Origin of the sequence: Citrobacter portucalensis (assembly GCF_023374935.1) — a bacterium.
In the GTDB taxonomy this organism is placed as follows: Bacteria; Pseudomonadota; Gammaproteobacteria; order Enterobacterales; family Enterobacteriaceae; genus Citrobacter; species Citrobacter portucalensis.
In genome coordinates, this window is the sequence record NZ_CP092466.1 from 2,837,765 (window position 1) to 2,862,168 (window position 24,404).

Sequence of the window (24,404 nt, forward strand, 5' to 3'; positions counted from 1 at the left end):
GCGTCCCACTCAATTGTCCCTGTCAATTATGTTGTTTTAGATCAACAACAAGCCGGGTATGTGGTTAACCACAATAGAGTATAACCCGTCACGATTTTTACACTGTAAATCATTGAGATTCTTTATTCATCACACGCAAATCAACGGCGTGACCAATGTTTCGTTGTTGCATCGTGACGGGAGAAAATATGGACAGCAGTAAACGGCAGTTTCTCCAGCAACTGGGCGTCCTGACCGCTGGCGCATCACTGGTTCCGCTGGCTCAGGCGCAATTTCCCTTTTCGCCAGAACGCCACGAAGGCTCACAACAGCATCGCTATGCCATGCTGGTTGACCTGCGACGCTGTATCGGCTGCCAGGCCTGTACCGTCAGTTGCGCCATTGAAAACCAGACGCCACAGGGTGAATTTCGTACACTTGTCAACCAGTATCAAGTACAGATTGAAGGCCAGCAAAGCGTTACCAACGTCCTGCTGCCGCGACTGTGCAACCATTGTGATAATCCCCCTTGCGTGCCCGTTTGCCCGGTACAAGCCACTTTCCAACGCGAAGACGGCATTGTGGTGGTCGACAACACACGCTGCGTGGGCTGCGCCTATTGCGTGCAGGCCTGCCCTTATGATGCGCGATTCATCAACCATGAAACGCAAACCGCCGATAAATGTACCTTTTGCGTTCACCGCCTCGAAGCGGGGCTGCTCCCGGCCTGTGTGGAATCCTGCGTTGGCGGCGCGCGCATCATTGGCGATATTAAAGATCCGCACAGCCGCATTTCACAAATGCTGCATGAACACCATGACGCCATCAAAGTCCTGAAGCCGGAAAGCGGTACGTCTCCTCACGTGTTCTATCTGGGACTGGATGAGGCGTTTGTCACCCCATTGATGGGACGAGCTCAACCCGCTCTCTGGCAGGAGGTTTAAATGAACCATTCACTGATTATCGACGAGGTTCTGGCCCATCCTCAGGACGTAAGCTGGTTACCCTGGGCCGTACAATATTTCTTTTTCATCGGCATTGCCGCCTGCGCCGCGCTGTTCGCATGCGTTCTCCACTGGCGCAAAAAAGAAACGGCAGACCTGGAGAATCTGACGCTGCTAATCGCCCTGACCTGCGCGATTACCGCGCCGCTGGCGCTGACCGCTGATCTACACCAAACCGCCCGCGTCTGGCACTTCTATGCGTATCCGACGCCATGGTCCTGGATGCCGTGGGGCGCGCTGTTTTTACCGCTGTTTACCGGTTTTTTAGGTTTGTGGTTTCTGGCGCAGCACGTTAAACGGTTAACGCTAAAAAGTTACAGCGTCACAAAATGGTTAGCACTTGGCAGCGCCCTGTCCGCCATCGGATTGCTGGTCTACACCGGCCGTGAAGTGTCGGTGGTACAGGCGCGTCCCATCTGGTTCAGTTACGCCTTTCCGGTTGCAATGTTCCTCAGCGCGCTGCAAACGTTTCTTGCCCTGCTTGTTGCCACGACAAATAGCCAGGACGTACTGCCGCGTAAGCTAGCGTGGGGGCAAATGGTCACGTTGATCGCGCTGGCTATCGTGGTGGTGATCTGGGCGAGCGGTAATACGCTTTCCGGTTCGGCTATCCGTCAGTGGCTGGATGTTGCTTCTTCAGCACAACACTACGCTATCGGTTGGGTTGCGTTATGGCTTGTTTCGCTTGCTCTTTGCGGGTTGGTTGTACGTTACCCCTTGTCGCTACCGCTGCGCATATTACTCGCTTTTAGCGCCATGGCGCTGTGCTGGTTAATGCGCTGGACGTTACTCATCCAGGTGCAGACTGTACCGAAATTTAACGCGCAGTTTAATCCCTACACCCTGCCCGGCGGTACCGATGGCTGGCTGGCTATTGTGGGTACCTTCGGCCTGTGGATAGCACTGATTATTATTGTTCGTGAAGCCCTGAACGCGATCGCAAGGAGAATGCAACATGGCTAATTTAACCCGTCGTCAGTGGCTTAAAGTGGGCCTTGCCGTAGGTGGCATGGTGACTTTTGGCCTGAGTTATCGGGATGTGGCAAAGCGCGCGATAGACGGTTTGCTGGACGGAACCTCGGGAAAAATCACCCGTGATCGCATTTTTGCCAACGCGCTCATCCCCGAAGCCAACGCCCGGCCTCACTGGCAGCAAAACCCGCAGCAGGTGATCTCCATGACGCAGTGCTTTGGTTGCTGGACGCAGTGTGGTGTGCGGGTTCGCGTTGACACTGAACAAGGCAAAGTGCTGCGCATTGCGGGCAACCCTTATCATCCGTTGTCGCACGAACACCATATAGACGCCTCTGTCCCCTTTGCCACGGCAATGGAACAGCTGGCCGGGGAGTCAGGTCTTGACGCACGTTCCACCGCCTGCGCCCGCGGCGCAACCTTACTCGAAGGTCTGTACAGCCCGCTACGTATTCTGGAGCCCATGAAGCGCGTCGGTAAACGCGGTGAGGGAAAATGGCAGCGCATCAGCTTCGAACAGCTGATCAAAGAGGTGGTGGAAGGTGGCGATTTGTTTGGTGAAGGCCACGTTGATGGTCTGAGAGCCATCCACGATCCCACTACACCGCTTGATGCGAAACATCCCGGCTTTGGCCCAAAATCCAATCAACTGCTGGTCACCAATACCAGCGATGAAGGACGTGATACCTTTTTACGTCGCTTCGCACTGAACAGTTTCGGCAGTAAAAACTTCGGTGCTCATGGCGCTTACTGCGGTCTGGCCTATCGGGCCGGCTCCGGTGCGTTAATGGGCGATCTGGATAAAAATACCCACGTGAAACCCGACTGGGATAACGTCGAATTCGCGCTGTTTATGGGCACCTCTCCGGCGCAATCCGGCAACCCGTTTAAGCGCCAGGCCCGCCAGTTGGCCAGCGCCCGTTTGCGTGACGACTTCCGTTATGTTGTGGTAGCGCCTGCTCTGCCATTAACCACGGTGCTGGCTGACGATCGCGGCCACTGGCAGCCCGTACGACCGGGAAGCGACTCCGCGCTGGCAATGGGGATGATAAGCTGGATTATCGATAAGCAACGCTATAACGCTGATTATCTCGCCATTCCCGGCGTGCAGGCCATGCAGCAGGCGGGAGAAAAAAGCTGGACTAACGCCACACATCTGGTGATTACCGATGAAATTCCAACGCTTGCCGGACAGCACCTGACCCTCGCCCATCTGAGTGCAAACGACGCCCAGGAGCCGGTTGTCGTCAACGAGGCCGGTGAGATTGTCGCCGCCAGCAGTTGCCCGCGCGCGCAGCTGTTTGTTACCCGCGAAGTGACGCTGGCTGACGGGCAGACGGTAACGGTAAAAAGTAGCTTCCAGTGTCTGCGTGAGTCCGCAGAGAAACTGTCGCTAACGCAGTACAGCCAGCAGTGCGGGGTGTCAGAAGCAGACATTGGTGCTCTGGCCGACGCATTCACCCGCCACGGGCGTAAAGCGGCAGTGATCACGCACGGCGGAATGATGGCAGGCAATGGATTTTATAACGCCTGGTCGGTGATGATGCTCAATGCGCTGATTGGCAACCTCAGCCTTGAAGGCGGCGTGTTCGTCGGCGGCGGCAAATTCAATGGTGCCACCGACGGTCCGCGCTACAACATGGACAGTTTCGCCGGGAAGGTGAAACCAAAAGGGTTAAGCATCGCGCGCAGTAAAACCGCTTATGAGTCTTCCGAAGAGTACCGCAATAAGGTGGCAGCCGGGCAATCACCCTTCCCGGCCAAAGCCCCGTGGTATCCGTTTGTCGCCGGTCAGCTTACCGAACTCCTCGTCTCGGCGCTTGAAGGTTACCCTTATCCGCTGAAAGCCTGGATCTCAAACATGACCAACCCGTTTTACGGCATTGCGGGGTTGCGCAGCGTGGCGGAAGAAAAGCTCAAGGATCCCTCTCGTCTGCCGCTGTTTATTGCAATTGACGCCTTTATGAACGAAACCACGGCGCTGGCAGATTACATCGTGCCGGATACCCACAACTTCGAAAGCTGGGGATTCAGCGCCCCGTGGGCGGGCGTGGCCAGCAAAGCCACTACCGCGCGTTGGCCGGTCGTCAGACCCGCGACCAGTAGCACCGCTGACGGTCAACCGGCCTCAATGGAGTCTTTCTGTATCGCAGTGGCAAAACGTATCGGGCTACCCGGATTCGGCGACAATGCGATTACCGACCCGCAAGGTAATCACTATCCGTTGAATCGTGCGGAAGATTACTACCTGCGCCTCGCCGCCAATATTGCGTTTATGGGTAAAGCCCCGGTTGCAGAGGCACAGCCGGAAGACATAGCGCTGACCGGAGTCCAGCGGATCATGCCTGTGATGACCCAAACGCTGAAAGCCGATGAAATCAGCCGAGTGGCGTTTATCTACTCCCGCGGCGGACGCTTTGCGCCAGACAACAGTCGGCGAGTTGATAACCGTGTCGGCAATGCGTGGGAAAAACCGCTCCAAATCTGGAATGCGAACGTCGCCGCGCACCGCCATGCAATTACCGGCGAGCGCTACAGCGGCTGCCCGGCATGGTATCCTTCACGTCTGTCTGATGGACGTGCAATCGAGGAGTTGTTCCCGGAACAAGAGTGGCCGTTGAAACTGATTTCTTTTAAATCCAATACCATGTCCAGCGCCACGGCGGTGATCCCGCGTCTGCATCATCTGAAGCCGGTTAATCTGGTGGCGCTCAATCCACAGGATGGTCAGCGGTATGGTTTAGCACACGGCGATATCGTGCGTATCACCACCCCTGGCGGTCAGGCGCAAGCGCAGATAAGCCTGCTCCATGGCGTCATGCCGGGTGTCATCGCCATTGAACATGGTTACGGGCATAAAGAAATGGGCGCGGCACGGCATACCCTCGACGGTGAGCCGATGGCGTTTGATGAGCAGATTAAGTCGGGGATTAATCTCAACGAGTTGGGTTTTGCGGACCCAACCCGACAGGTAGCCAATACCTGGCTTGACTGGGTGTCGGGTGCGTCGGTGCGTCAGGGGTTGCCAGCGAGAATTGAGCGAGTGTAGCTCTGGTGCCGCATGGCATCGCGAACGCGTTTTACCCGGCCTACAGGACGTCGTAGGCCGGGTAAGGCACTGCCGCCACCCGGCAAAAGCGGATTAGTTGTTTACCGGGATCACTGCACCTTTATATTTAGTACGGATCCAGTCCTGAATCTCTTTTGAGTGCAGGACATCAACCAACGCCACGATATCCTTTTTCTTCTCGTCGCCACGATGTACGGTAATGATGTTGGCATATGGATTGTTTTCACCACTTTCAACGGCAATAGGATCCTTCACCGGATCCAGCCCGGCGTCGATGGCGTAGTTGGCGTTAATCACCACCGCATCGCCTTCGTCGTTGTTATACATCTGCGGTAACAGCGCGGCTTCCACGTTAGGCAGGAACTTCAGCTTTTTTGGGTTTTCGACGATATCGCTAATGCGCGCGGTTACTTTATCCACGCCCGGCTTCAGCTTGATCACACCCTCTTTTTCAAAAATCGACAGAATACGACCTTCCTCTGATACCGCATCACGCATGATGACTTTGCCGCCTTCCGGCAGATCTTTAAGCGATTTCACTTTTTTCGAATAGATACCAATCGGCTCAATGTGAATCGCTCCGGCGCTGACGAAGTCATACGTTTTATCGCCCGCATGGTCTTTAATCACGCTGTTCAGGTACGGAATATGCTGGAAGTAGTTGGCGTCAATCTCACGGCCAGCCAGCGCTGTGTTCGGCAGAATGTAATCCTGGAACGGTTTAATCTCCAGATCGATTCCCTGCTTTGCCAGAATCGGTTTGGCTTGTTCAAGGATCTCCGCGTGCGGTACGTTAGACGCGCCAACGGTCAGAGTATCAGCCCAGGAGGCAAAGCTCAGGGCGCTTAAGGTTGCTGCGGCGAGTAACGTCAGTGATTTTTTCATGATAATGGTTTCCGTATTTTATTAGCGTTTATCTAACAGAGAGGTGATCACATCGCCGCAAAGCTGGATGATGAAGACAATGAGCAAAATCGTCACCGTCGCCACCAGCGTGACGTCGCTGTGGTTGCGCTGGAATCCTTCCAGATAGGCCAAATTCCCTAAACCACCGGCACCAATTACCCCTGCCATCGCGCTGTAGCTAACCAACGCAATTAGCGTCACGGTGATCCCGGACACCAGAGCAGGAGAGGATTCCGGCAGTAAAACTCGAAAAATAAGTGTGCTCAGCCGTGCGCCCATCGAACGCGTCGCTTCAATAACGCCTTTATCCACTTCACGCAGAGCGATTTCGACCAGACGTGCATAAAACGGCGCGGCCCCCACGATCAGCGCAGGCAACGCGGCATTGGCGCCGAGAATGGTGCCTACCATCGCTTTGGTAAACGGGATCAGCAGCACGATCAAAATGATGAATGGGATCGAACGAAAGATATTCACCACCAGCGAAATAGCGCTATATACCGCGCGATTAGGGAACAATCCGCCGCGCGCTGTCAGGAACAACGCCAGGCCAAGCGCGATGCCCAGGATAAAGGTCGCCGCCCCCGAAAGAGCTGTCATATACAGCGTTTCCTGGGTTGCCGCTAACAGTTGATCCCACTTCAGATGGGGAAACAGTTCTTCAGCCATGTTGAATCACCTCGCCTTCAATGTCGCTCTGGCGCAGGTCGGCCAAAATATTGTTCAATTGTTCCTCAGAGGCCACCACGTGCACCCAAAGTTGACCAAACACGCCGTGTGCGGTTTGCGTCATCTTGCCGTGCAAGATGTTGAACGGCAGGCCATAGCGCAGGGTCAATTCCCCAACCACAGGCCGATGGGTACGTTGCCCGGAAAAGGTTAATTTGATAACCACCCCACCCAACTCGCTTGCCAGCTGCGGATTAAACTCGTCTTCTTCGGTGTACTGGCTCACCTGACGAACAAACTGTCGGGTAATAGGCTGCTGAGGATGGGTAAAGACGCTGAGCACATCACCTTCCTCAACGACCTTGCCGTTTTCCATTACCGCGACGCGATCGCAGATTTTGCGTACCACGTGCATTTCATGAGTGATCAGCACAATGGTCAATTTGAAGCGACGGTTTATATCGAGGAGTAAATCGAGGATCTGATCGGTAGTTTGCGGATCCAGCGCCGAGGTGGCTTCGTCACACAGCAGGACATCTGGATTGTTCGCCAGCGCGCGAGCAATTCCTACACGCTGTTTTTGCCCACCGCTGAGCTGGGAAGGATACGCATTTTCACGACCGCTCAGCCCAACCAGCGTAATCAGTTCAGCAACCCGCGCTTTGATGGACGCTTTGGACGCACCGGCGATTTGCATAGAGAACGCAATGTTTTCGCTAACGGTCCGCGACCACAGCAAATTGAAGTGTTGAAACACCATGCTGATTTTCAGTCGCGCCTGGCGTAACGATTCCCCACTGGCGGCCGAGATATCGTGGCCGTTAATCGTCACGCTGCCAGAGGTTGGTTTTTCGAGACCATTGAGCAAACGAATTAAGGTGCTTTTACCTGCCCCGCTGTAACCAATAATGCCGTAAATCTGTCCCTGTTCAACCGTCAGGTTGACGTTATCGACAGCGGTGATGGCAAGCCAGCCTGGCGTAAACACTTTCGAAATATTTTTCAGGACAATCATGTCGTTTAGGTATCCGCTGCTGCTTATTGTTCTTCTGCTAGCGCTTTTGGCTGTTTAGCAGTATGGATGTCCAAACGAGTGTAATCAGTGGAATTGGTTTTTAAAATGAATTAAAACGAATTTGATATAACTTTTAGGAATATAGTACTGTATCGACGTCAACGATATAAAACGTAGCCATCGAGATGTTAAATGCAGTTTGTTGCGCAACAAATCGCAACGCCCGATAACCTCTTTATCCATACCGATGAACAAATTAATGAATAATTTTTGTAAAACTGCACAGAAGTGTTTTGAAACGCTGTTTCCATTTTCCTTTTTGATAATTTTCAGCGTATAATGCGCGCCAATTGTCTCTTGAATGGTTTCAGCACATTGACCTGTAAAACTCAACGACTACAGAACTCACCATCCCGTTGGGCTGAAACACAAGCACACATTCCTCTGCACGCTTTTTCGATGTCACCTATCCTTAGAGCGAGGCATCACAACTTTCGTAACTCAGGTTTAGCTTCCCATCCGTGCGCGATGGGAGCCAGATTTCCATATCCTTCTCAACTTAAAGACTAAGACTGTCATGAAAAAGACGAAAATTGTTTGCACCATCGGTCCGAAAACCGAATCCGAAGAGATGTTAACCAAAATGCTGGACGCGGGCATGAACGTCATGCGTCTGAACTTCTCCCACGGCGACTACGCAGAACACGGTCAGCGCATCAAGAATTTGCGCAACGTTATGAGCAAAACCGGCAAGAAAGCCGCAATCCTGCTCGACACCAAAGGTCCGGAAATCCGTACCATCAAACTGGAAGGCGGTAACGACGTTTCCCTGAAAGCGGGCCAGACCTTCACCTTCACCACCGACAAATCTGTCGTAGGCAACAACGAAATCGTTGCTGTAACTTACGAAGGCTTCACTAAAGATCTGTCTGTCGGCAACACCGTTCTGGTTGACGATGGTCTGATCGGCATGGAAGTTACCGCCATCGAAGGTAACAAAGTTATCTGTAAAGTGCTGAACAACGGCGACCTGGGCGAAAACAAAGGTGTTAACCTGCCGGGCGTTTCCATCGCACTGCCAGCCCTGGCTGAAAAAGACAAACAGGACCTGATCTTCGGTTGCGAGCAAGGCGTTGACTTCGTTGCAGCGTCCTTTATCCGTAAACGTTCTGACGTCGTTGAAATCCGTGAGCACCTGAAAGCGCACGGCGGCGAAAACATCCAGATCATCTCCAAAATCGAAAACCAGGAAGGCCTGAACAACTTCGACGAAATCCTCGAAGCGTCTGACGGCATCATGGTTGCGCGTGGCGATATGGGCGTTGAGATCCCGGTTGAAGAAGTTATCTTCGCGCAGAAGATGATCATCGAAAAATGTATCCGTGCACGTAAAGTCGTTATCACTGCGACCCAGATGCTGGACTCCATGATCAAAAACCCGCGTCCGACCCGCGCTGAAGCCGGTGACGTAGCGAACGCCATCCTCGACGGTACCGACGCAGTAATGCTGTCTGGCGAGTCTGCAAAAGGTAAATACCCGCTGGAAGCCGTTACCATCATGGCGACCATCTGTGAGCGTACTGACCGTGTGATGACCAGCCGTCTGGACTTCAACAACGACAGCCGCAAACTGCGCATCACCGAAGCCGTTTGCCGTGGCGCGGTTGAAACTGCTGAAAAACTGGACGCGCCGCTGATCGTCGTCGCAACCCAGGGTGGTAAATCCGCTCGCGCAGTACGTAAATACTTCCCGGATGCCACCATCCTGGCGCTGACCACCAACGAAACTACCGCGCGTCAGCTGGTGCTGAGCAAAGGCGTTGTTGCACAGGTGGTTAAAGAAATCAGCTCTACCGATGATTTCTATCGTCTGGGTAAAGAAGTCGCTCTGGAAAGCGGTCTGGCTCAAAAAGGTGACGTTGTGGTTATGGTTTCTGGCGCACTGGTTCCGAGCGGCACCACCAACACCGCATCCGTTCACGTGCTGTAATAATTCCATCGCGAATTAATTTGCTTAAAAAAGCGCCCTGGTGGCGCTTTTTTTATTTTATCGATAGCCACAATTAATAAAAAATCAAATCGGATTTCACTATCTAATCCGTGATTATCTAAGATGAATCCGATGGAAGCTTTCTGTTTTCACTCGGGTTTTTAGCCGTTTTTGCACAATTCGATGCTTCTTTGAGCGAACGATCAAAAATAAGTGCATTCCCATCAAAAAAATATTCTCAACATAAAAAAGTTTGTGTAATACTTGTAACGCTACATGGAGATTAACTCAATCTAGAGGGTATTAATAATGAATCGTACTAAACTGGTACTGGGCGCGGTAATCCTGGGTTCTACTCTGCTGGCAGGTTGCTCCAGCAACGCTAAAATCGATCAGCTGTCTTCTGACGTTCAGACTCTGAACGCTAAAGTTGACCAGCTGAGCAACGACGTGAACGCAATGCGTTCCGACGTTCAGGCTGCTAAAGATGACGCAGCTCGCGCTAACCAGCGTCTGGACAACGCAGCTACTAAATACCGCAAGTAATAGTATCTGTGTAATAAAAATGGCGCACATTGTGCGCCATTTTTTTTGCTCTGAATTTCCCTTCCCTGTTATTGCGTAGCGCGCACCTCAGCATCTCCTCCTGGCACGCCATTTTGCGCAGACTTCACTTCTGGCCCATTGCTCGCGACCGATGCTTGCCCGGCAGTGACGGTGACCGGATAACCTGCGCGACGATACAACGCCCTTTCCACCAGACTGTTATCCACCGCTTTATTGTCTTTAAACTGGGTAAAACCGGCTGGCAGCACATACGGCATGGTCTGGACGTTTTGTTCCTCTTCCGGCGACAGCGGTCGATGCACTTCGACATACCTCATGCCGTTCGGCTCAATCGAATATTTTATCGGCTCATTAATCACCCTCACCGGCGTGCCTGTGCGGACCTGAGCAAACAGTGCTTTAATGTCCGGCGCGTTCATGCGAATACAACCAGAACTCACACGCAGGCCCACGCTGTCCGGCGCGCTGGTGCCATGGATCAGATACTCACCGTTTCCATGCGCCAGACGCAGTGCAAAGCGTCCTAACGGGTTATTTGGCCCGGCAGGTACAACAGGCGGTAATGTGATGCCACGCTCCAGAGAGCGTTTACGGATGCCTGGTGTAGGGGTCCAGGTAGGATTCGGGATTTTCTGCCCAACCCGGGTTTCCATTACCGGCGTTTCCAGCCCCTGCAAACCGATACCAATTGGGAATACCTGAACAATATTCTCTCCCGGCGGGAAGTAATACAGACGCAGTTCCGCCAGATTCACAATAATGCCTTCGCGTGGTGCATCCGGCAGCAGTAATTGTGAGGGAATAGTAATCAGGGTTCCGGGTTTAGGTACGGGGGCAATAGTGTTGTTGGCTTCAAGGATCAGCATGGCAGCGGTATCAAACTTACGGGCTATCGCCTGTAAGTTTTTATCGCCTTCCTGCACGGTGTAGGTTTGGTTTTGCCCAACAAGGCGGCTGTTCGCCTGGGGCAAAGGATAATCGACCGCCCATGCGGCCTGAATAGCGCTGTAAGCGCCGATTAGCATTAACGTAATAACAGACGCGCGTTTCATACTCACTCACCCCCCTGGCGTTCTTGCCGGACGGCGGCGAGCGCCCAATCCGGCTTACGAGTCACTGCGTTGCCTTACACGAACGCTTTCAAGTCGGTCTGAAAGTTAACGTGTTTTATCAGTTTAGTTAAGAGTTGCGGCTTTGGCGCGAATAGCCCGAATTATCGCCTCCAGCCCTTGTGAACGAGACGGTGTGAGGTGCTGTGCGAGCGCCATTTTTTCAAACCACGGACGCACATCAAAATTCACAATATCCTGGGCCGTCATGCGATCATACAAAATGAATACCACGGCAATAAGTCCTTTCACAATTGCCGCATCACTGTCGCCCTGTAATTCAATAATCCCTTCGCCATTCTGGTTCATAACAATCCATACCTGACTTTGACATCCGTGGATGCTATTTTCCGGGCAGCGTAAGTCGTCGTTTAATTCCGGCAAACGCTGACCCAGCTCAATAATGTACAGGTATTTCTCTTCCCAATTAGCGCAACGCAGAAAATTACGCAACAACTTTTCTTTATCCGGTAGCGCAGCCATAACGCCTCCCTGTTAGCCCAGTAAGTGATGAATACGCTTGAGGCCCGTTACCAGGCGATCCACTTCTTCATGGGTGTTGTACATTGCAATCGACGCCCGGCACATAGCAGGAACGTTATAGTAGGCCATCAGCGGCATAGCGCAGTGATGCCCCGTCCGCACGGCTATTCCATAGTTATCAAGAAAACTGCCGACGTCAAAGGCGTGATGTTTACCAAGGTTAAATGCAATCACACCCAGGCGGTTATCCGGTCCGTAGAGTGTCAAATCCGGCACATCCGCCAGCTGCTCCAACGCATAGCGCATCATGAACTGTTCATATTCGCTGATTTCAGTAAGCCCCAGTGCTGAAACATACTCAATAGCCGCGCCGAGTCCGATAATACCTCCGGTGTTTGGCGTTCCGGCTTCAAAACGCCAGGGGGCTTTGGCCCACGTTGTTCCCTGACTCAAACTCACCGTCGCAATCATTGAACCACCGCCTTCCCAGGGTGGCATCTCCTGCAACAGCGACTCTCTGGCATACAGAACGCCAATACCGGTTGGTCCATAAAGTTTATGCCCGGAGAAAACATAAAAATCGCAATCCAGTGCCTGGACATCCACCTGATGATGCATCACCGCCTGCGCGCCATCCACCAACACTTTTGCGCCGTATTGATGCGCCAGCTCAATCATTTCCGATAACGGGTTCTCGGTACCCAACACGTTAGAAACGTGGGTAATCGCCAGCAGTTGCGTACGATCGTCAAACAGCGTCGGCAGCGTCTCCAGCTGCAACGTACCATCGGCATTGAGCGGAATAACGCGCAGCTCTGCCCCTACGCGGGCACACAGCATCTGCCAGGGCACAATATTGGCGTGGTGCTCCATTTCGCTGATGATAATGTTATCGCCCGCTCGCACATTGCTGCTGCCCCAGCTGTTCGCCACCAGATTGATGCCTTCCGTCGTACCACGAACAAACACCAGCTCTTCCGCTGAGCGGGCGTTAATAAACAACGAGGCAAGCTTGCGCACATTTTCCATTTTTTCCGTGGCCTGGGCGCTCAGCGTATGAATACCGCGGTGGACCGCCGCATAGCCGTGACGATAAAACTCGGCCTCGGCATCAATCACCTGATTGGGTTTTTGCGCGCTGGCAGCGCTGTCCAGATACGCCAACGGTAACCCGTTCACTTCACGCGTCAGGACCGGAAAGTCAGCCCGTACTTTTTCAATGGGAAATGTCATGCTGCGCCTCCCGGCAAGCGTTGGGCGATCCGCGCCAGTACCTGTTGTTTCAGCGTTTCATCGCCCAGGGCTTCCGTCAGCTCAGCGGCAAACGCATAGAGAATCATGTGTTGAGCATCCTGCTGGCCGATCCCTCGCGAACGCAGATAGAACATCTGTTCGTCGTCGATCCGTCCTACCGTCGCCCCGTGGCTGCATTTCACATCGTCGGCGTAAATTTCGAGCTGTGGCTTGGTATCAACCTCCGCCAGCTTTCCGAGCAACAAATTATTGTTGGTCATCTGACCGTCGGTTTTGATGGCGTGCTGGGCGACGTTGATCAGACCATTGAAGACCGCTCGTCCCTTATCGCTGACAATCGTTTTATGCAGCTGGCGACTGTTGCAATACCCTTTGTTGTGCTCAAGCCAGGTCCGTGTATCACAGACTTCATTTTTCACCGGCATCGCCAGACTGTTCAGCCGAAGCGTGGTGTTTTCACCGTTAAGCTGCGTACTGGTGTTATGGCGCAATACCGCATCACCAAGCAAGAAACTGTGGCTAACGGCAGTAGCATCCGCGCCCAATTGAATGTCATTATGCGCGAAGTGGTGACTAAACGGATTTTCGAACGCCAGTTTGATATGGCGCAAATGGGCGTTTGCCGCGACGTTCATCGTTAAGCGTGCGCCGGTGAAATGGCGACGCTCGCTGAGGCTGGCATAGTGTTCAATGACGGTGGCTTCTGCGCCTTCCGCTAGCTCCAGATGGTGGCGATAGTGCGCCGTATTCACCTCATCGCCCGCCAGCCCCTGGGTTATGTGCAGCAGCAGCAGCGGTTTCGCGGGGCGCTGGTTACGCTTCACCTGAATGTGCGTTACGCTACGGGACAGGCTTTCGGTAAGGTGCAAAAACACTTCCGGTTGGATAGCCGCTGGCAGCACCTGGCGCGCATCGTCAATGGTAATGTCAAAACCGCTACCGTCTGTACTGTCGCTGAGCGTCGGAGAGAATTGCCCGTCAACAAACACCAGTCGTACAGCATCAATTGTCGGCGACAACGCTGCACATTGGGCTGACGTTATCTCAGCGACATGACTGACAAACTGGCTGTTGGTTAATCCCTCCAGCGGCGTGTATTTCCAGTCCTCATGTTTACGCGTTGGCAGCCCCAGACGCAGCATCTGTTGCAAGTGCTGCTGCGCATGGTGTGAGCGTGTCTCCCCTTGCGTCTCAAACAGATGGTGCCACTGTTGCAGCACGTTACTGCTGTTCGCTAAGCCAGCCATAACCTTGCTCCTCCAGTTGTTTGACCAGCGTAAAATCACCGGACTTCACAATTCGCCCCTGGTAGAGAACGTGAACAAAATCGGGTTTGATATAGTCCAGGATGCGCTGATAGTGAGTGACGATAATGAATGAGCGTTTCCCGTCACGCAGCGAGTTCACGCCATCCGCAACGATTTTCAGCGCATCAATATCCAGCCCGGAGTCTGACTCATCAAGAATGCACAACTGAGGCTCCAGCACGGCCATTTGCAGAATGTCATTACGTTTTTTCTCACCGCCGGAGAAACCGACGTTTACCGAGCGCGTGAGCAAATCCTCCGGCATCTTCAGCAGCGCTATTTTCTCTTCCATCAGATCCTGGAAGTCGAATCGATCCAGCGACTCTTCGCCACGGTAACTCCGCACCGCATTCAGCGCCGTTTGCAGGAAAAACTGGTTACTGACGCCAGGGATTTCCACCGGATACTGGAATGCCATAAAGATCCCTTCACCGGCCCGGTCTTCCGGCGACAGTTCCAGTAAATCCTTGCCGTTGAACTCTACCGTTCCGCCAGTGACGTCGTAGTCTTCCCGTCCAGCGAGAGTTGCGGAAAGCGTACTTTTCCCCGAACCGTTTGGTCCCATAATGGCGTGAACTTCTCCGGGTCGAACCTCAAGGCTCAACCCACGCAGGATCGCCTTATCTTCCACACTGACCTGTAAATCTTTGATGCTTAACATGTGCTTTCCTTAAAATTTAACCGACGCTGTGCTCAAGACTTATGGCGAGAAGTTTTTGCGCTTCCACAGCAAACTCTAGCGGCAGTTCAGAGAACACGTCTTTACAGAAACCATTCACGATCATCGAAATAGCATCTTCTTCACTGATGCCGCGCTGCAGGCAGTAAAACAACTGGTCTTCACCAATACGCGACGTGGTGGCTTCATGTTCAAGCTGGGCGCTATTGTTACGACACTCCACATACGGGAAGGTGTGTGCCCCACAATCCGCACCGATCAACATCGAATCGCATTGGGTATAGTTGCGGGCGTTAGTAGCGGTCGGCATGATTTTCACTAAGCCGCGATAACTGTTCTGGCTGTGTCCGGCGGAGATCCCTTTCGAGATAATGGTCGATTTGGTGTTTTTGCCAATGTGGATCATTTTGGTGCCGGTATCGGCCTGCTGATGTCCACTGGTCAGCGCGACGGAGTAGAATTCGCCGATCGAGTTGTCGCCACGCAAAATGCAGCTTGGGTATTTCCAGGTAATGGCCGAGCCGGTTTCCGACTGCGTCCACGACATTTTGCTGTTTTCGCCTTCGCAGAGTGCGCGCTTGGTGACGAAATTCAAAATACCGCCCGTATTGCCATCGCCGGGAAACCAGTTTTGCACCGTGGAGTATTTCACTTCGGCATCTTTGTGAATGATGACTTCCACCACCGCCGCGTGTAGTTGGTAACTGTCGCGCACCGGGGCTGAACAGCCTTCGATATAGCTGACGTAGCTGCCCTCATCCGCAACCAGAATGGTGCGTTCAAACTGCCCGGTTTTTTCCGCATTGATACGGAAATAGGTCGACAGCTCCATTGGGCAACGTACGCCTTTCGGTACATAAATAAACGTGCCGTCAGATGCCACCGCCGCATTCAGCGCGGCAAAGAAATTGTCATTGCCGGGGACAACCGTGCCCAGGTACTGTTTTACCAGCTCAGGATGATCGTGAATGGCCTCACCGAACGAACAGAAAATAATGCCCTGCTCCGCCAGTTTGTCGCGATAGGTGGTCGCTACCGATACCGAGTCGAAAATAGCATCAACCGCCACTTCTTTGCCTTCACGTACCGGCACGCCAAGCTGTTCGAATGCGTCCTCAACCTCTTTGCTTAAAAATGCATTCGCGCCCGTTTGCTGTACCGCTCCCGGTTCGGACGCACAGGTTTCATCGCAGTTACCGCAGGAAGGTGCGGAGTAATAGCTATACTCCTGATAATTCAGTTTGTCGTAATGCGCTTTAAGCCAGTGTGGTTCTTCCATGGTCAGCCACGCTTTAAAGGCATTCAGGCGAAATTCCAGCATCCAGTCAGGTTCATTTCGTTTTGCCGAAATCGCGCGCACGACATCTTCATTGATCCCTTTTGCCAGCTCATCGGTTTGCAGTTGGGTGAAGAAGCCCTCTTTGTAATTAAGGTGCCCGCCAGCCCAGGTGTTGACATCGTCAGTTGCTTCAGTATTACGAGACATAGTACCGCCTATACCCCAAAACTTTCGCCACAGCCGCATTCGTTCTGGGCTTTCGGGTTATGAAATTTAAATAACTGGTTTAATCCTTCGCGAACGAAATCGACTTCTGTACCGTCAATGAACGGCATCGCCTGCAACGGCACATAAAGTCTGGCGCCCTCCGTTTCAAACAGCAGATCGTCTTTTTCGGGTTGGCGGACGGTATCCAGCACGTAGCCGAATCCCGCGCACCCTGTTTGCTTCACACCTAGACGCACACCCAACATGTCAGGTTGCTTTGCCACCAGTTCACGGATATGCGCCGCAGCCGCTGGCGTTAACGTCAGCCCACGCCAGGCAAAATCGTCCGGGTTAAATGTTCCTGAATGCAATTCCATAGAGTTACCTCGAGTCACTAGCTTTTAAGCTATAACACCATGTTAGTGATAATGATTATCACTTCAACCCCTCAACAGCAGGGGCATTCGGGTTAATCGCCCTTTCTGACTACTTTTACTAAGCATAGACCCTGCAGCGAGGGTTTACAGGGATGGATTATTTTGTTCAATGCATTGATTAATAATGGATTATGAAAATCCAATCGTTCAGTCAGGTCAAATGACAAAAGATGTATAGAAAATGTCTATTTAAAGGATAGGTGGGGATGAAGGTAGGGAAAAACAATTCAAATAATAAACAAACAACAAAAAACCCTTAAGTCTGCTTGCTGGCAGGCTTAAGGGTTCCGGCCCCATCCGGCGCTTATCTCCGGCACTCATATTGGCTTAGCTCTTGAAGGGGCGATAAGAAGAATCTCATACACCGATTAGTTTTTTTTAACACTAATTGCGGTTTGACTATTTTATAAACGCGTTCAATCACATATTTAACGCTGTGCCTCACTGAGCGTGTCCAGCAGCAGGCGTAGCCCAGCGGGTTGATGTTCACGTGAAAGGTATAAACCATAAATCGGCAGGCATTTAGGTTGAAGTTCTGGCAGTAATCGAATTAGCTTTCCCTGCTCCAGCCCTTCCTGCGCCTCCAGCTCTGGCACCAACGCGATCCCCATTCCTGACACCGCCGACTCGCAGAGCAGCGAAGAGATCCCTGCACTCAAATTCCCTTTGATTGCAACGGAGACAGACTGCCCCTGAGGATCCAAAAAGTGCCAGGATTGTCCGGCAAAACCGCTGTAGTACAGGCAATTGTGCCGTGTGAGATCGTCGATTGTCTCAGGTGTGCCATGTTGATGCAGATAATCTGCAGACGCGCAAAGCACCGATTTACAGTCGCCCAACCGACGGGCAATAGTCCCTGGCTCTGGATTATCTGTTATGCGGATCGCCACATCGATGCGTTCCCCCACAAGGCTTACCGGTTGATTATTGATCTCCACCTCAATACGTAATTGCGGATATTGCGCCATAAACGTCGGCAGAACCGGAGCAAGAATATGCATCGCGGTAAAATGGGCGCAGGCTACACGTAGCGTGCCGGAGGGAATTTGCGCGGCACTGGCGGCACCAATATCCAGCGAAAGTTGCGCCAGAGAACGTGTTTTCACTAATGCCTCTTCACCCGCTGGCGTGATCGTCAAACGACGCGATGAGCGATGGATAAGCCTTGCGCCTGCCCATTTTTCCATCTCGTCGAGATAACGACTGACCATCGGACGGGAAAGCCCCAACGCACGCGCGGCTGCGCTCAGGCTACCCAAATCACAGATATGGTTGAATACCGTTGCCGCCATCACTCTGTCCATTGTTCCCATCCGATCGTTTTATGAAACTCAGCATGTCCTAATGAGGGAATTCTAACAGATCCGAATATCCTTAAAATACGGGAACTATCAAAAGACAATTTCCTGCACAAGGTTACCTGGTATGAAAGTTAAAACTCTGGCCCTGCTGTTACCTCTGTTTGCGTCTTCAGCTTTCGCCGCGCCGCTACAGCTGGACGTCTATAATCCACAGGATAAGGCTATTTTCCCGGTTTCTTCGACGCTGGTGTCTGGCCCAAAAGAGGCGATTTTGTTTGACGCCCAGTTCAGTACCAAAGATGGCGAACAACTGGTGCAAATGATTCGAGCCAGCGGTAAAACGCTGAAGGCTATTGTGATCACCTCCGGCGATCCGGATTTCTATTTTGGTTTGCAGCCCATCGTTGAGGCCTTCCCACAGGTAAAAGTCCTGGCAACGCCGCAGGTGGTAGACCATATCCGCGCCACCAAAGAGGCCAAGCTGCAGTTCTGGGGCCCGCAAATGAAGGACGGCGCACCAACATCGCTCACCGTTCCGCAGGCGACTACGCAAACGCAGTTCACGGTTGATGACGAAACGCTGGAACTGCGTCACGCCAACGATTATGCAGCGTATATCTGGATCCCGGCGAATCGAGCCATTATTGGCGGCACAGGCGTGGCTTCAGGTATTCACGTCTGGACGGCGGACACACAGTCTGAACAACAACGTAGTGCATGGCGTAGCGTACTGAGCGAAATGCAGAGCTTACAGCCCACTCAGGTGGTACCGGGTCATTACATTGGCGACCGCCCAACCGGTGATAAAGCTATTCGCTTCACCCTGGACTATTTGCAGTCGTTTGAGCAGGCGCTAGGGGCGAAAAAAGGATCGGGTTATGTGATTAAAACCATGACGGCAGCATGGCCAGGCCTTGCAGACGTAAGCTCGCTGGAACTAAGTGCAAAAGTTAACAGCGGCGAGATGAAGTGGTAATGAAGATTTAAGGCAAAAAATAACCCCGAACGCGTGTCGGGGTTTCGTTACGATAAGCATACCGGAATCAATGAACGCCCATGCGCCAGGCAAAATAGATCTCTTCTTTCAGTTCAGTGGAAGAGAGCGCCAACAGATCTGCAAACTCCAGCTCAAGCTGTTTCAGCCTTTTCAGGTACTGAGCCGGTGAAAGATCGGTTTTATCACGACGTAAAAATTCTATTGCCAGTTGGGCAGGGTCTAATTGGGTAGACATATCATCCTCGCTTGTGTTCAAAACCTGCACAGTATAACACCATTCCCTGTGCAGATAATGACCAAAAGCAATATGCATCACAAAATTGCGGTCGTCAGACGCGACGTGCAGCACAATCGCCCCTGCTCATCGAAGATTTCTATTTGCCACACCTGGTGACGAGAACCTGTATGTAACGCGCGACATACGCCCCTGACGAGCCCTTCCCGTGCAGAACGGATATGGTTGGCGTTGATCTCCAGGCCCACCACTTTCTGCTCACCCTGAGTACACAAGTAGCCAGCTACCGAACCAATGCTTTCCGCCAGCACCACGGATGCGCCGCCGTGTAACAACCCAAAGGGTTGTTTGGTGCGATGGTCCACCGGCATCGTAGCTTCCAGCGTATCGTCGCCAATGTGCACAAAACGAATATCGAGCAACCCAACCATATTTCCTTCACCCATGGCATTAAGCGCCTCGAGTGTGACTTCACGTTTCCAGATCATCCTATAATCTCCAGCAGTGCCTGTAATGGGTGGCGAACGCCCGTACCTTCAACGCGTTTAACCTGGCTGCGACAGGAGTACCCTGTAGCCAGACAACGGTTACGTGGCAATCGTTGCATTGCCTGGTGCCATGATAACTCATAGATCCCCAATGAGTTTTGGTGATTCTTCACTTCGTGACCGTAAGTGCCAGCCATACCACAGCACCCCACGCTGACGTTCTCCAGCTTTGCGCCAAAGCGAGCAAAAATAGCCGCCCATTGTGCAGGCGCGCCCGGTAAAGCCGTCACTTCGGTACAGTGGCCAAAGAAGTACCACGGTTCACCGCCAACAGCGACTGACTGCTGTGTTTCCACAGCTTTTGATAACCATTCGTTGGCCAGCAGCACATGGAAATCACCCCGCTGTTCTCCCAGCACCAGCTTGTATTCATCGCGATAACAAAGCACCAGCGCCGGATCAACACCCACCATCGGAATATTCAGCTTCGCTACCCGGTTAAGAAACTCGGATGTCTTTTTCGCCGTTTTGGCAAAACGGTTTAAAAAGCCTTTAATGTGCTGCGCCTTGCCGTTTGGCGAAAACGGCAGCAGTACCGGCTGCATACCCAGTTTTTCTACCAGACGTATAAAATCAGCCACCACCTGCGCATCGTAATAGCTGGTGAACGGATCCTGTACCACCAGCACCGTGCGGGCTTTTTGCTCGAGGCTGAGTAATTCGAGCTGTTCAAGCGTCATGTTGGCAGAACGATGCCCCACCAGTTGGCGTTGCAGCGACGGCGCAGACAATAGCGGTAAATCAACCATTCCAATGTGCTTTTTAGCAAGATTTCGCACCAGCGGCTGATTGATGAAGAAGTTAAACGTTTTAGGTGCCCGCGCCATTAGCGGTGCATAGCTCTCAACGGTCGCCACCATATGATCGCGCAACGGGCGCAGATAACGCGTGTGGTACAGTTGCAGGAAGCGTGAGCGGAACTCCGGCACATCAATTTTAATCGGACACTGTGTGGAACAGGCTTTACACGCCAGGCAACCTGACATCGCCTCTTTTACTTCGTGCGAGAAATCGTATTCACCCTTGCGTGCATGCCAGCTGTTGCGGGTACGGGTAATCAGCGTGCGTAAACTGGCGCGTTTCTCCGGTAGCTCTTTTTCCAGTTGCACAGGATCGATCCCGCGATCGGTCAACAGACGCAGCCATTCACGTACCAGCGTAGCTCGCCCTTTCGGAGAATGGATACGGTTAAGGCTGATTTTCATCGACGGACACATGGGGCTTTTCGCATCGAAGTTAAAGCATAACCCGTTGCCATTACACTCCATTGCCCCACGCCACTCCTGGCGTACGGCCAGCGGGATTTGACGGTCATACGTTCCGCGTTTCACCGCGTCCACTTTCATCATCGGCGCATCAACGTCCTCCGGTGGACAGATTTTGCCGGGGTTGAGCCGGTTTTGCGGATCAAACACCGATTTCACTTTGCGCAGTTCACGATACAGTTCATCACCGAAAAACGCCGGACTGTATTCCGCACGAAAACCTTTCCCGTGCTCACCCCACAACAAACCGCCATATTTTGCCGTCAGCGCGACGACATCATCGGAAATGCGTTTCATCAGCACTTCCTGCTGCGGGTCGCACATATCCAAAGCCGGCCTGACGTGCAGCACGCCAGCATCCACGTGGCCGAACATGCCGTAACTCAGACCATGGCTGTCGAGCAGCGCGCGAAACTCGGCAATATAGTCAGCCAGATGCTCCGGAGGAACGCAGGTATCCTCGGCGAACGGAATTGGCTTCGCAGAACCTTTTGCATTGCCCAGCAGACCGACAGCCTTTTTGCGCATGGCGTAAATTCGTTCGACGCCCGCCAGTTCAGTACATAGCTGCCAGCCAATAACGCCCGCTTCCTGACGAGCGATTAACCCATCCAGGCGTTCGCAGAGTGCGCTGACCTGCGAATTAATCAAGGTTTCGTCGTCACCGGCAAACTCGACAATATTCAGGCCCAGCATCTCTTTATCCGCTACATCGGTAATCAGTTCGCTTACCGAGTGCCAGACGATGTCTTCACGCGCCAGATTGAGTACTTTGGAGTCGACGGTTTCTACCGACAGTGCGCGCGCTTCCACCATCACCGGCGCGTTACGCAACGCCGAATCAAACGAATCGTACTTAACGTTAACCAACTGTCTGACTTTGGGCAGTGGCGTGATATCAAGGCGGGCTTCGGTGATAAACGCCAGCGTACCTTCAGAGCCGGTAAGAATGCGGGTTAAATCAAATTCGGTCATCTCATCGTTAAAGACGTGCCGCAGATCGTAACCCGTCAGGAAGCGATTAAGTTTCGGGAATTTATCCATGATCAGCTGTCGGTTATCGCGACAACGCTCATAAACGGTCTTATAGATACGGCCAATCGTGGTATTGCTGTTACCCAACGTTTGGGCAAGCTCGACCGGCATGGGCTGGGTATCCAGAATATCACCGCCCATCAGCACCGCACGGATGCCCAACACATGATCGGAAGTTTTACCGTAAACCAACGATCCTTGCCCGGACGCATCGGTGTTGATCATCCCGCCGAGCGTTGCCCGGTTACTGGTGGATAATTCCGGGGCAAAGAAATAGCCATATGGCTTCAGAAACTGGTTAAGCTGGTCTTTTATCACCCCGGCTTCTACCCGCACCCAACCTTCTTGCGGGTTGATTTCAATAATGCGGCTCATATAGCGGGACATATCAACAATAATGCCCTGGTTCAGCGCCTGACCGTTAGTCCCGGTGCCGCCGCCGCGCGGGGTAAAAATCAACGAAGAGAATAGCGGTTCTGCCGCCAGACGGGCGATTAGCGCCACATCTGCGGTTGAACGAGGGAAAACGACAGCATCAGGAAGCAGCTGATAAATACTGTTATCCGTCGACATTGTCAGACGATCGGCATAGCTCGTTGCCGTATCACCCGTGAATCCTTGCTGCTCCAGCGCCTGCAAAAAATTGAGCACCAGTTGAACGACACCTGGCGCCTGAGAAATTTGTGGAATCATTATAGTGACCCTTTCCTGCGGTCTGTGTTGTGAATTTAATCGTTTGCGTGTTGCTTTGTTTGTTGTATCACATTTTTTTCTAATACGCTCAGCAGATTTACAGGCAGAATCCGCCTGTTCAAAACCGCTGAAATTGCTCATCATTATAGAGTGTGATTAACGTGTTCACGTCGCGTCAACGTTCTGGCGCAAAGACAAAGGTGAAAAGTATTTATGGTAAATTTCCGTCAGCCCAGGGATATTGCACAAGTGCTGCTATCGGTGCTGTTTTTAGCCATCCTGATTGTGGCCTGTCTCTGGATTGTGCAACCCTTTATCCTCGGTTTTGCCTGGGCAGGCACGATTGTCATTGCGACCTGGCCTATCCTGCTACGCTTACAAAAATTGCTCTGGGGACGTCGTTCACTTGCCGTACTGGTGATGACACTGTTGTTAGTGCTGTTGTTCATCATCCCTATCGCGCTGCTGGTTAACAGTATCGTCGATGGCAGCGGGCCGCTGATCCATGCCGTAACCGCAGGTGATATGACGCTACCGGATCTGGCATGGTTGAACAGCATTCCACTGGTGGGTGCCAAAATGTATGGCGCATGGCACAGTTTACTGGATATGGGCGGTTCGGCCATTATGGCCAAAGTTCGTCCTTATATCGGTACCACCACCACCTGGTTTGTCGGTCAGGCCGCGCATATCGGCCGCTTTATGATGCACTGTGGTCTGATGCTGCTGTTCAGTGCCCTATTGTACTGGCGCGGTGAACAGGTCGCATTAGGTATTCGTCACTTCGCCTGCCGTCTTGCCTCTAAACGTGGCGATGCTGCCATTCTGCTGGCCGCGCAAGCCATTCGCGCCGTCGCATTGGGCGTTGTGGTCACCGCTCTGGTGCAGGCAGTGCTCGGGGGTATTGGTCTGGCGGTAACCGGCGTGCCTTACGCCACGCTGCTGGCGGTATTGATGATCCTGTCTTGTCTGGTGCAACTGGGGCCGTTGCCAGTGCTGGTTCCGGCCATTATCTGGCTATACTGGACGGGGGATTCCACCTGGGGCACAGTGCTGCTGGTGTGGAGCGGCGTGGTCGGAACACTGGATAACGTAATTCGACCAATGCTGATTCGTATGGGGGCTGATTTGCCACTGATCCTGATTCTCTCCGGGGTCATCGGCGGACTGATTGCCTTCGGCATGATTGGTCTGTTTATCGGTCCAGTAGTGCTGGCCGTTTCCTGGCGTCTGTTCTCCGCCTGGGTAAACGAAGCCCCTGCGCCAGGTACCAATCCGGATGAAATCCTCGAAGAAATTGCTGAAATCGAACGCAATAAGTAATCCAACATCAGGCGGCAGCGCCGCCTGATTGTTTAACAATACTAATCAATCCTCCCTCTTGCGGGATTAGACCCAACCTT

At 52.7% G+C, this 24,404-nt stretch carries 22 protein-coding genes; 8 read left to right on the top strand and 14 right to left on the bottom strand.

Annotated features, from left to right (window positions below):
• Positions 1–188: 188 nt before the first annotated feature.
• From ttrB to ttrA, 3 genes are read left to right on the top strand one after another with little or no spacing between them, the layout of a single operon-like run.
• Complete coding sequence (ttrB, locus tag LY264_RS13805) at positions 189–923, top strand: tetrathionate reductase subunit TtrB (protein WP_020996438.1); 735 nt, start codon at positions 189–191, stop codon at positions 921–923.
• Positions 924–1,946 carry a tetrathionate reductase subunit TtrC gene (ttrC, locus tag LY264_RS13810; RefSeq protein WP_048226698.1) on the top strand — a complete coding sequence of 341 codons (1,023 nt, stop codon included), beginning with the start codon at positions 924–926 and terminating at the stop codon, positions 1,944–1,946.
• Complete coding sequence (gene ttrA / locus LY264_RS13815; RefSeq protein WP_071692385.1) at positions 1,939–5,004, top strand: tetrathionate reductase subunit TtrA; 3,066 nt, start codon at positions 1,939–1,941, stop codon at positions 5,002–5,004. Before ttrC ends, ttrA begins: the two co-directional genes overlap by 8 nt.
• Positions 5,005–5,097: 93 nt before the next feature.
• Here ttrA and LY264_RS13820 read toward each other — a convergent pair whose 3' ends face one another.
• The 3 genes from LY264_RS13820 to LY264_RS13830 are packed head-to-tail and all read right to left on the bottom strand — an operon-like array spanning position 5,098 to position 7,615.
• A complete protein-coding gene (locus LY264_RS13820) occupies positions 5,098–5,910 on the bottom strand; it encodes a MetQ/NlpA family ABC transporter substrate-binding protein (RefSeq protein WP_003029358.1) in 813 nt (270 codons plus the stop codon).
• A 21-nt stretch (positions 5,911–5,931) separates the two neighbouring features.
• Positions 5,932–6,600: a methionine ABC transporter permease gene (locus LY264_RS13825; protein WP_048214308.1), complete on the bottom strand. Its 669-nt coding sequence runs from the start codon at positions 6,598–6,600 to the stop codon at positions 5,932–5,934.
• Positions 6,593–7,615, bottom strand: a complete 1,023-nt coding sequence (locus LY264_RS13830; protein WP_071692384.1) for a methionine ABC transporter ATP-binding protein — start codon at positions 7,613–7,615, stop codon at positions 6,593–6,595. Before LY264_RS13830 ends, LY264_RS13825 begins: the two co-directional genes overlap by 8 nt.
• Positions 7,616–7,990: 375 nt before the next feature.
• On the opposite strand from LY264_RS13830, the gene ynhH reads away from it, so the two are divergent.
• The 3 genes from ynhH to lpp all read left to right on the top strand — a co-directional run bounded on the left by ynhH (position 7,991) and on the right by lpp (position 10,151).
• Complete coding sequence (gene ynhH, locus LY264_RS13835) at positions 7,991–8,185, top strand: protein YnhH (protein ID WP_244293978.1); 195 nt, start codon at positions 7,991–7,993, stop codon at positions 8,183–8,185.
• Positions 8,186–8,192: 7 nt separating this feature from the next.
• On the top strand, positions 8,193–9,605 hold the full coding sequence (pykF, locus tag LY264_RS13840; RefSeq protein WP_003029366.1) for a pyruvate kinase PykF: 1,413 nt from the start codon (positions 8,193–8,195) through the stop codon (positions 9,603–9,605).
• A gap of 309 nt (positions 9,606–9,914) precedes the next feature.
• Positions 9,915–10,151 carry a murein lipoprotein Lpp gene (gene lpp / locus LY264_RS13845; protein WP_003029373.1) on the top strand — a complete coding sequence of 79 codons (237 nt, stop codon included), beginning with the start codon at positions 9,915–9,917 and terminating at the stop codon, positions 10,149–10,151.
• A 68-nt stretch (positions 10,152–10,219) separates the two neighbouring features.
• On the opposite strand, the gene ldtE is transcribed toward lpp, so the two are convergent.
• From ldtE to LY264_RS13885, 8 genes are all read right to left on the bottom strand, one after another.
• Positions 10,220–11,224, bottom strand: coding sequence for a L,D-transpeptidase LdtE (gene ldtE, locus LY264_RS13850; RefSeq protein ID WP_032943210.1), 1,005 nt, complete (start codon positions 11,222–11,224; stop codon positions 10,220–10,222).
• Positions 11,225–11,347: 123 nt separating this feature from the next.
• Positions 11,348–11,764 (bottom strand): cysteine desulfuration protein SufE, encoded by a 417-nt coding sequence (gene sufE / locus LY264_RS13855; RefSeq protein ID WP_048226706.1) that lies wholly within the window; start codon positions 11,762–11,764, stop codon positions 11,348–11,350.
• Between the two features lie 12 nt (positions 11,765–11,776).
• Complete coding sequence (gene sufS, locus LY264_RS13860; RefSeq protein WP_008784609.1) at positions 11,777–12,997, bottom strand: cysteine desulfurase SufS; 1,221 nt, start codon at positions 12,995–12,997, stop codon at positions 11,777–11,779.
• The gene (gene sufD, locus LY264_RS13865; RefSeq protein WP_048214310.1) at positions 12,994–14,265 is read right to left on the bottom strand and encodes a Fe-S cluster assembly protein SufD; all 1,272 of its coding nucleotides are present in this window, start codon (positions 14,263–14,265) and stop codon (positions 12,994–12,996) included. Before sufD ends, sufS begins: the two co-directional genes overlap by 4 nt.
• Positions 14,240–14,986 carry a Fe-S cluster assembly ATPase SufC gene (sufC, locus tag LY264_RS13870; RefSeq protein WP_003832649.1) on the bottom strand — a complete coding sequence of 249 codons (747 nt, stop codon included), beginning with the start codon at positions 14,984–14,986 and terminating at the stop codon, positions 14,240–14,242. Before sufC ends, sufD begins: the two co-directional genes overlap by 26 nt.
• Before the next feature lie 16 nt (positions 14,987–15,002).
• A complete protein-coding gene (gene sufB, locus LY264_RS13875; RefSeq protein WP_020996440.1) occupies positions 15,003–16,490 on the bottom strand; it encodes a Fe-S cluster assembly protein SufB in 1,488 nt (495 codons plus the stop codon).
• 8 nt (positions 16,491–16,498) lie between these two features.
• Positions 16,499–16,867, bottom strand: coding sequence for a Fe-S cluster assembly scaffold SufA (sufA, locus tag LY264_RS13880; protein WP_003832645.1), 369 nt, complete (start codon positions 16,865–16,867; stop codon positions 16,499–16,501).
• Between the two features lie 488 nt (positions 16,868–17,355).
• Positions 17,356–18,231, bottom strand: coding sequence for a LysR family transcriptional regulator (locus tag LY264_RS13885; protein WP_048226708.1), 876 nt, complete (start codon positions 18,229–18,231; stop codon positions 17,356–17,358).
• 121 nt (positions 18,232–18,352) lie between these two features.
• On the opposite strand from LY264_RS13885, the gene LY264_RS13890 reads away from it, so the two are divergent.
• Entirely contained in the window at positions 18,353–19,204 is an 852-nt protein-coding gene (locus LY264_RS13890) for a Vmh family MBL fold metallo-hydrolase (RefSeq protein WP_048226710.1), read from the top strand.
• Positions 19,205–19,271: 67 nt separating this feature from the next.
• Here the strand turns inward: LY264_RS13890 and LY264_RS13895 are convergent, their stop codons facing one another.
• The 3 genes from LY264_RS13895 to ydiJ form a co-directional block, all read right to left on the bottom strand.
• Entirely contained in the window at positions 19,272–19,460 is a 189-nt protein-coding gene (locus LY264_RS13895; RefSeq protein ID WP_003030540.1) for a YdiH family protein, read from the bottom strand.
• Between the two features lie 77 nt (positions 19,461–19,537).
• Positions 19,538–19,948, bottom strand: coding sequence for a 1,4-dihydroxy-2-naphthoyl-CoA hydrolase (menI, locus tag LY264_RS13900; protein WP_008784603.1), 411 nt, complete (start codon positions 19,946–19,948; stop codon positions 19,538–19,540).
• Positions 19,945–23,001 (bottom strand): D-2-hydroxyglutarate dehydrogenase YdiJ, encoded by a 3,057-nt coding sequence (gene ydiJ, locus LY264_RS13905; protein ID WP_048226711.1) that lies wholly within the window; start codon positions 22,999–23,001, stop codon positions 19,945–19,947. The genes menI and ydiJ overlap by 4 nt, the downstream gene beginning before the upstream one ends.
• 213 nt (positions 23,002–23,214) lie before the next feature.
• On the opposite strand from ydiJ, the gene ydiK reads away from it, so the two are divergent.
• Positions 23,215–24,324, top strand: a complete 1,110-nt coding sequence (ydiK, locus tag LY264_RS13910; RefSeq protein ID WP_048226713.1) for an AI-2E family transporter YdiK — start codon at positions 23,215–23,217, stop codon at positions 24,322–24,324.
• Positions 24,325–24,404 lie beyond the last annotated feature (80 nt).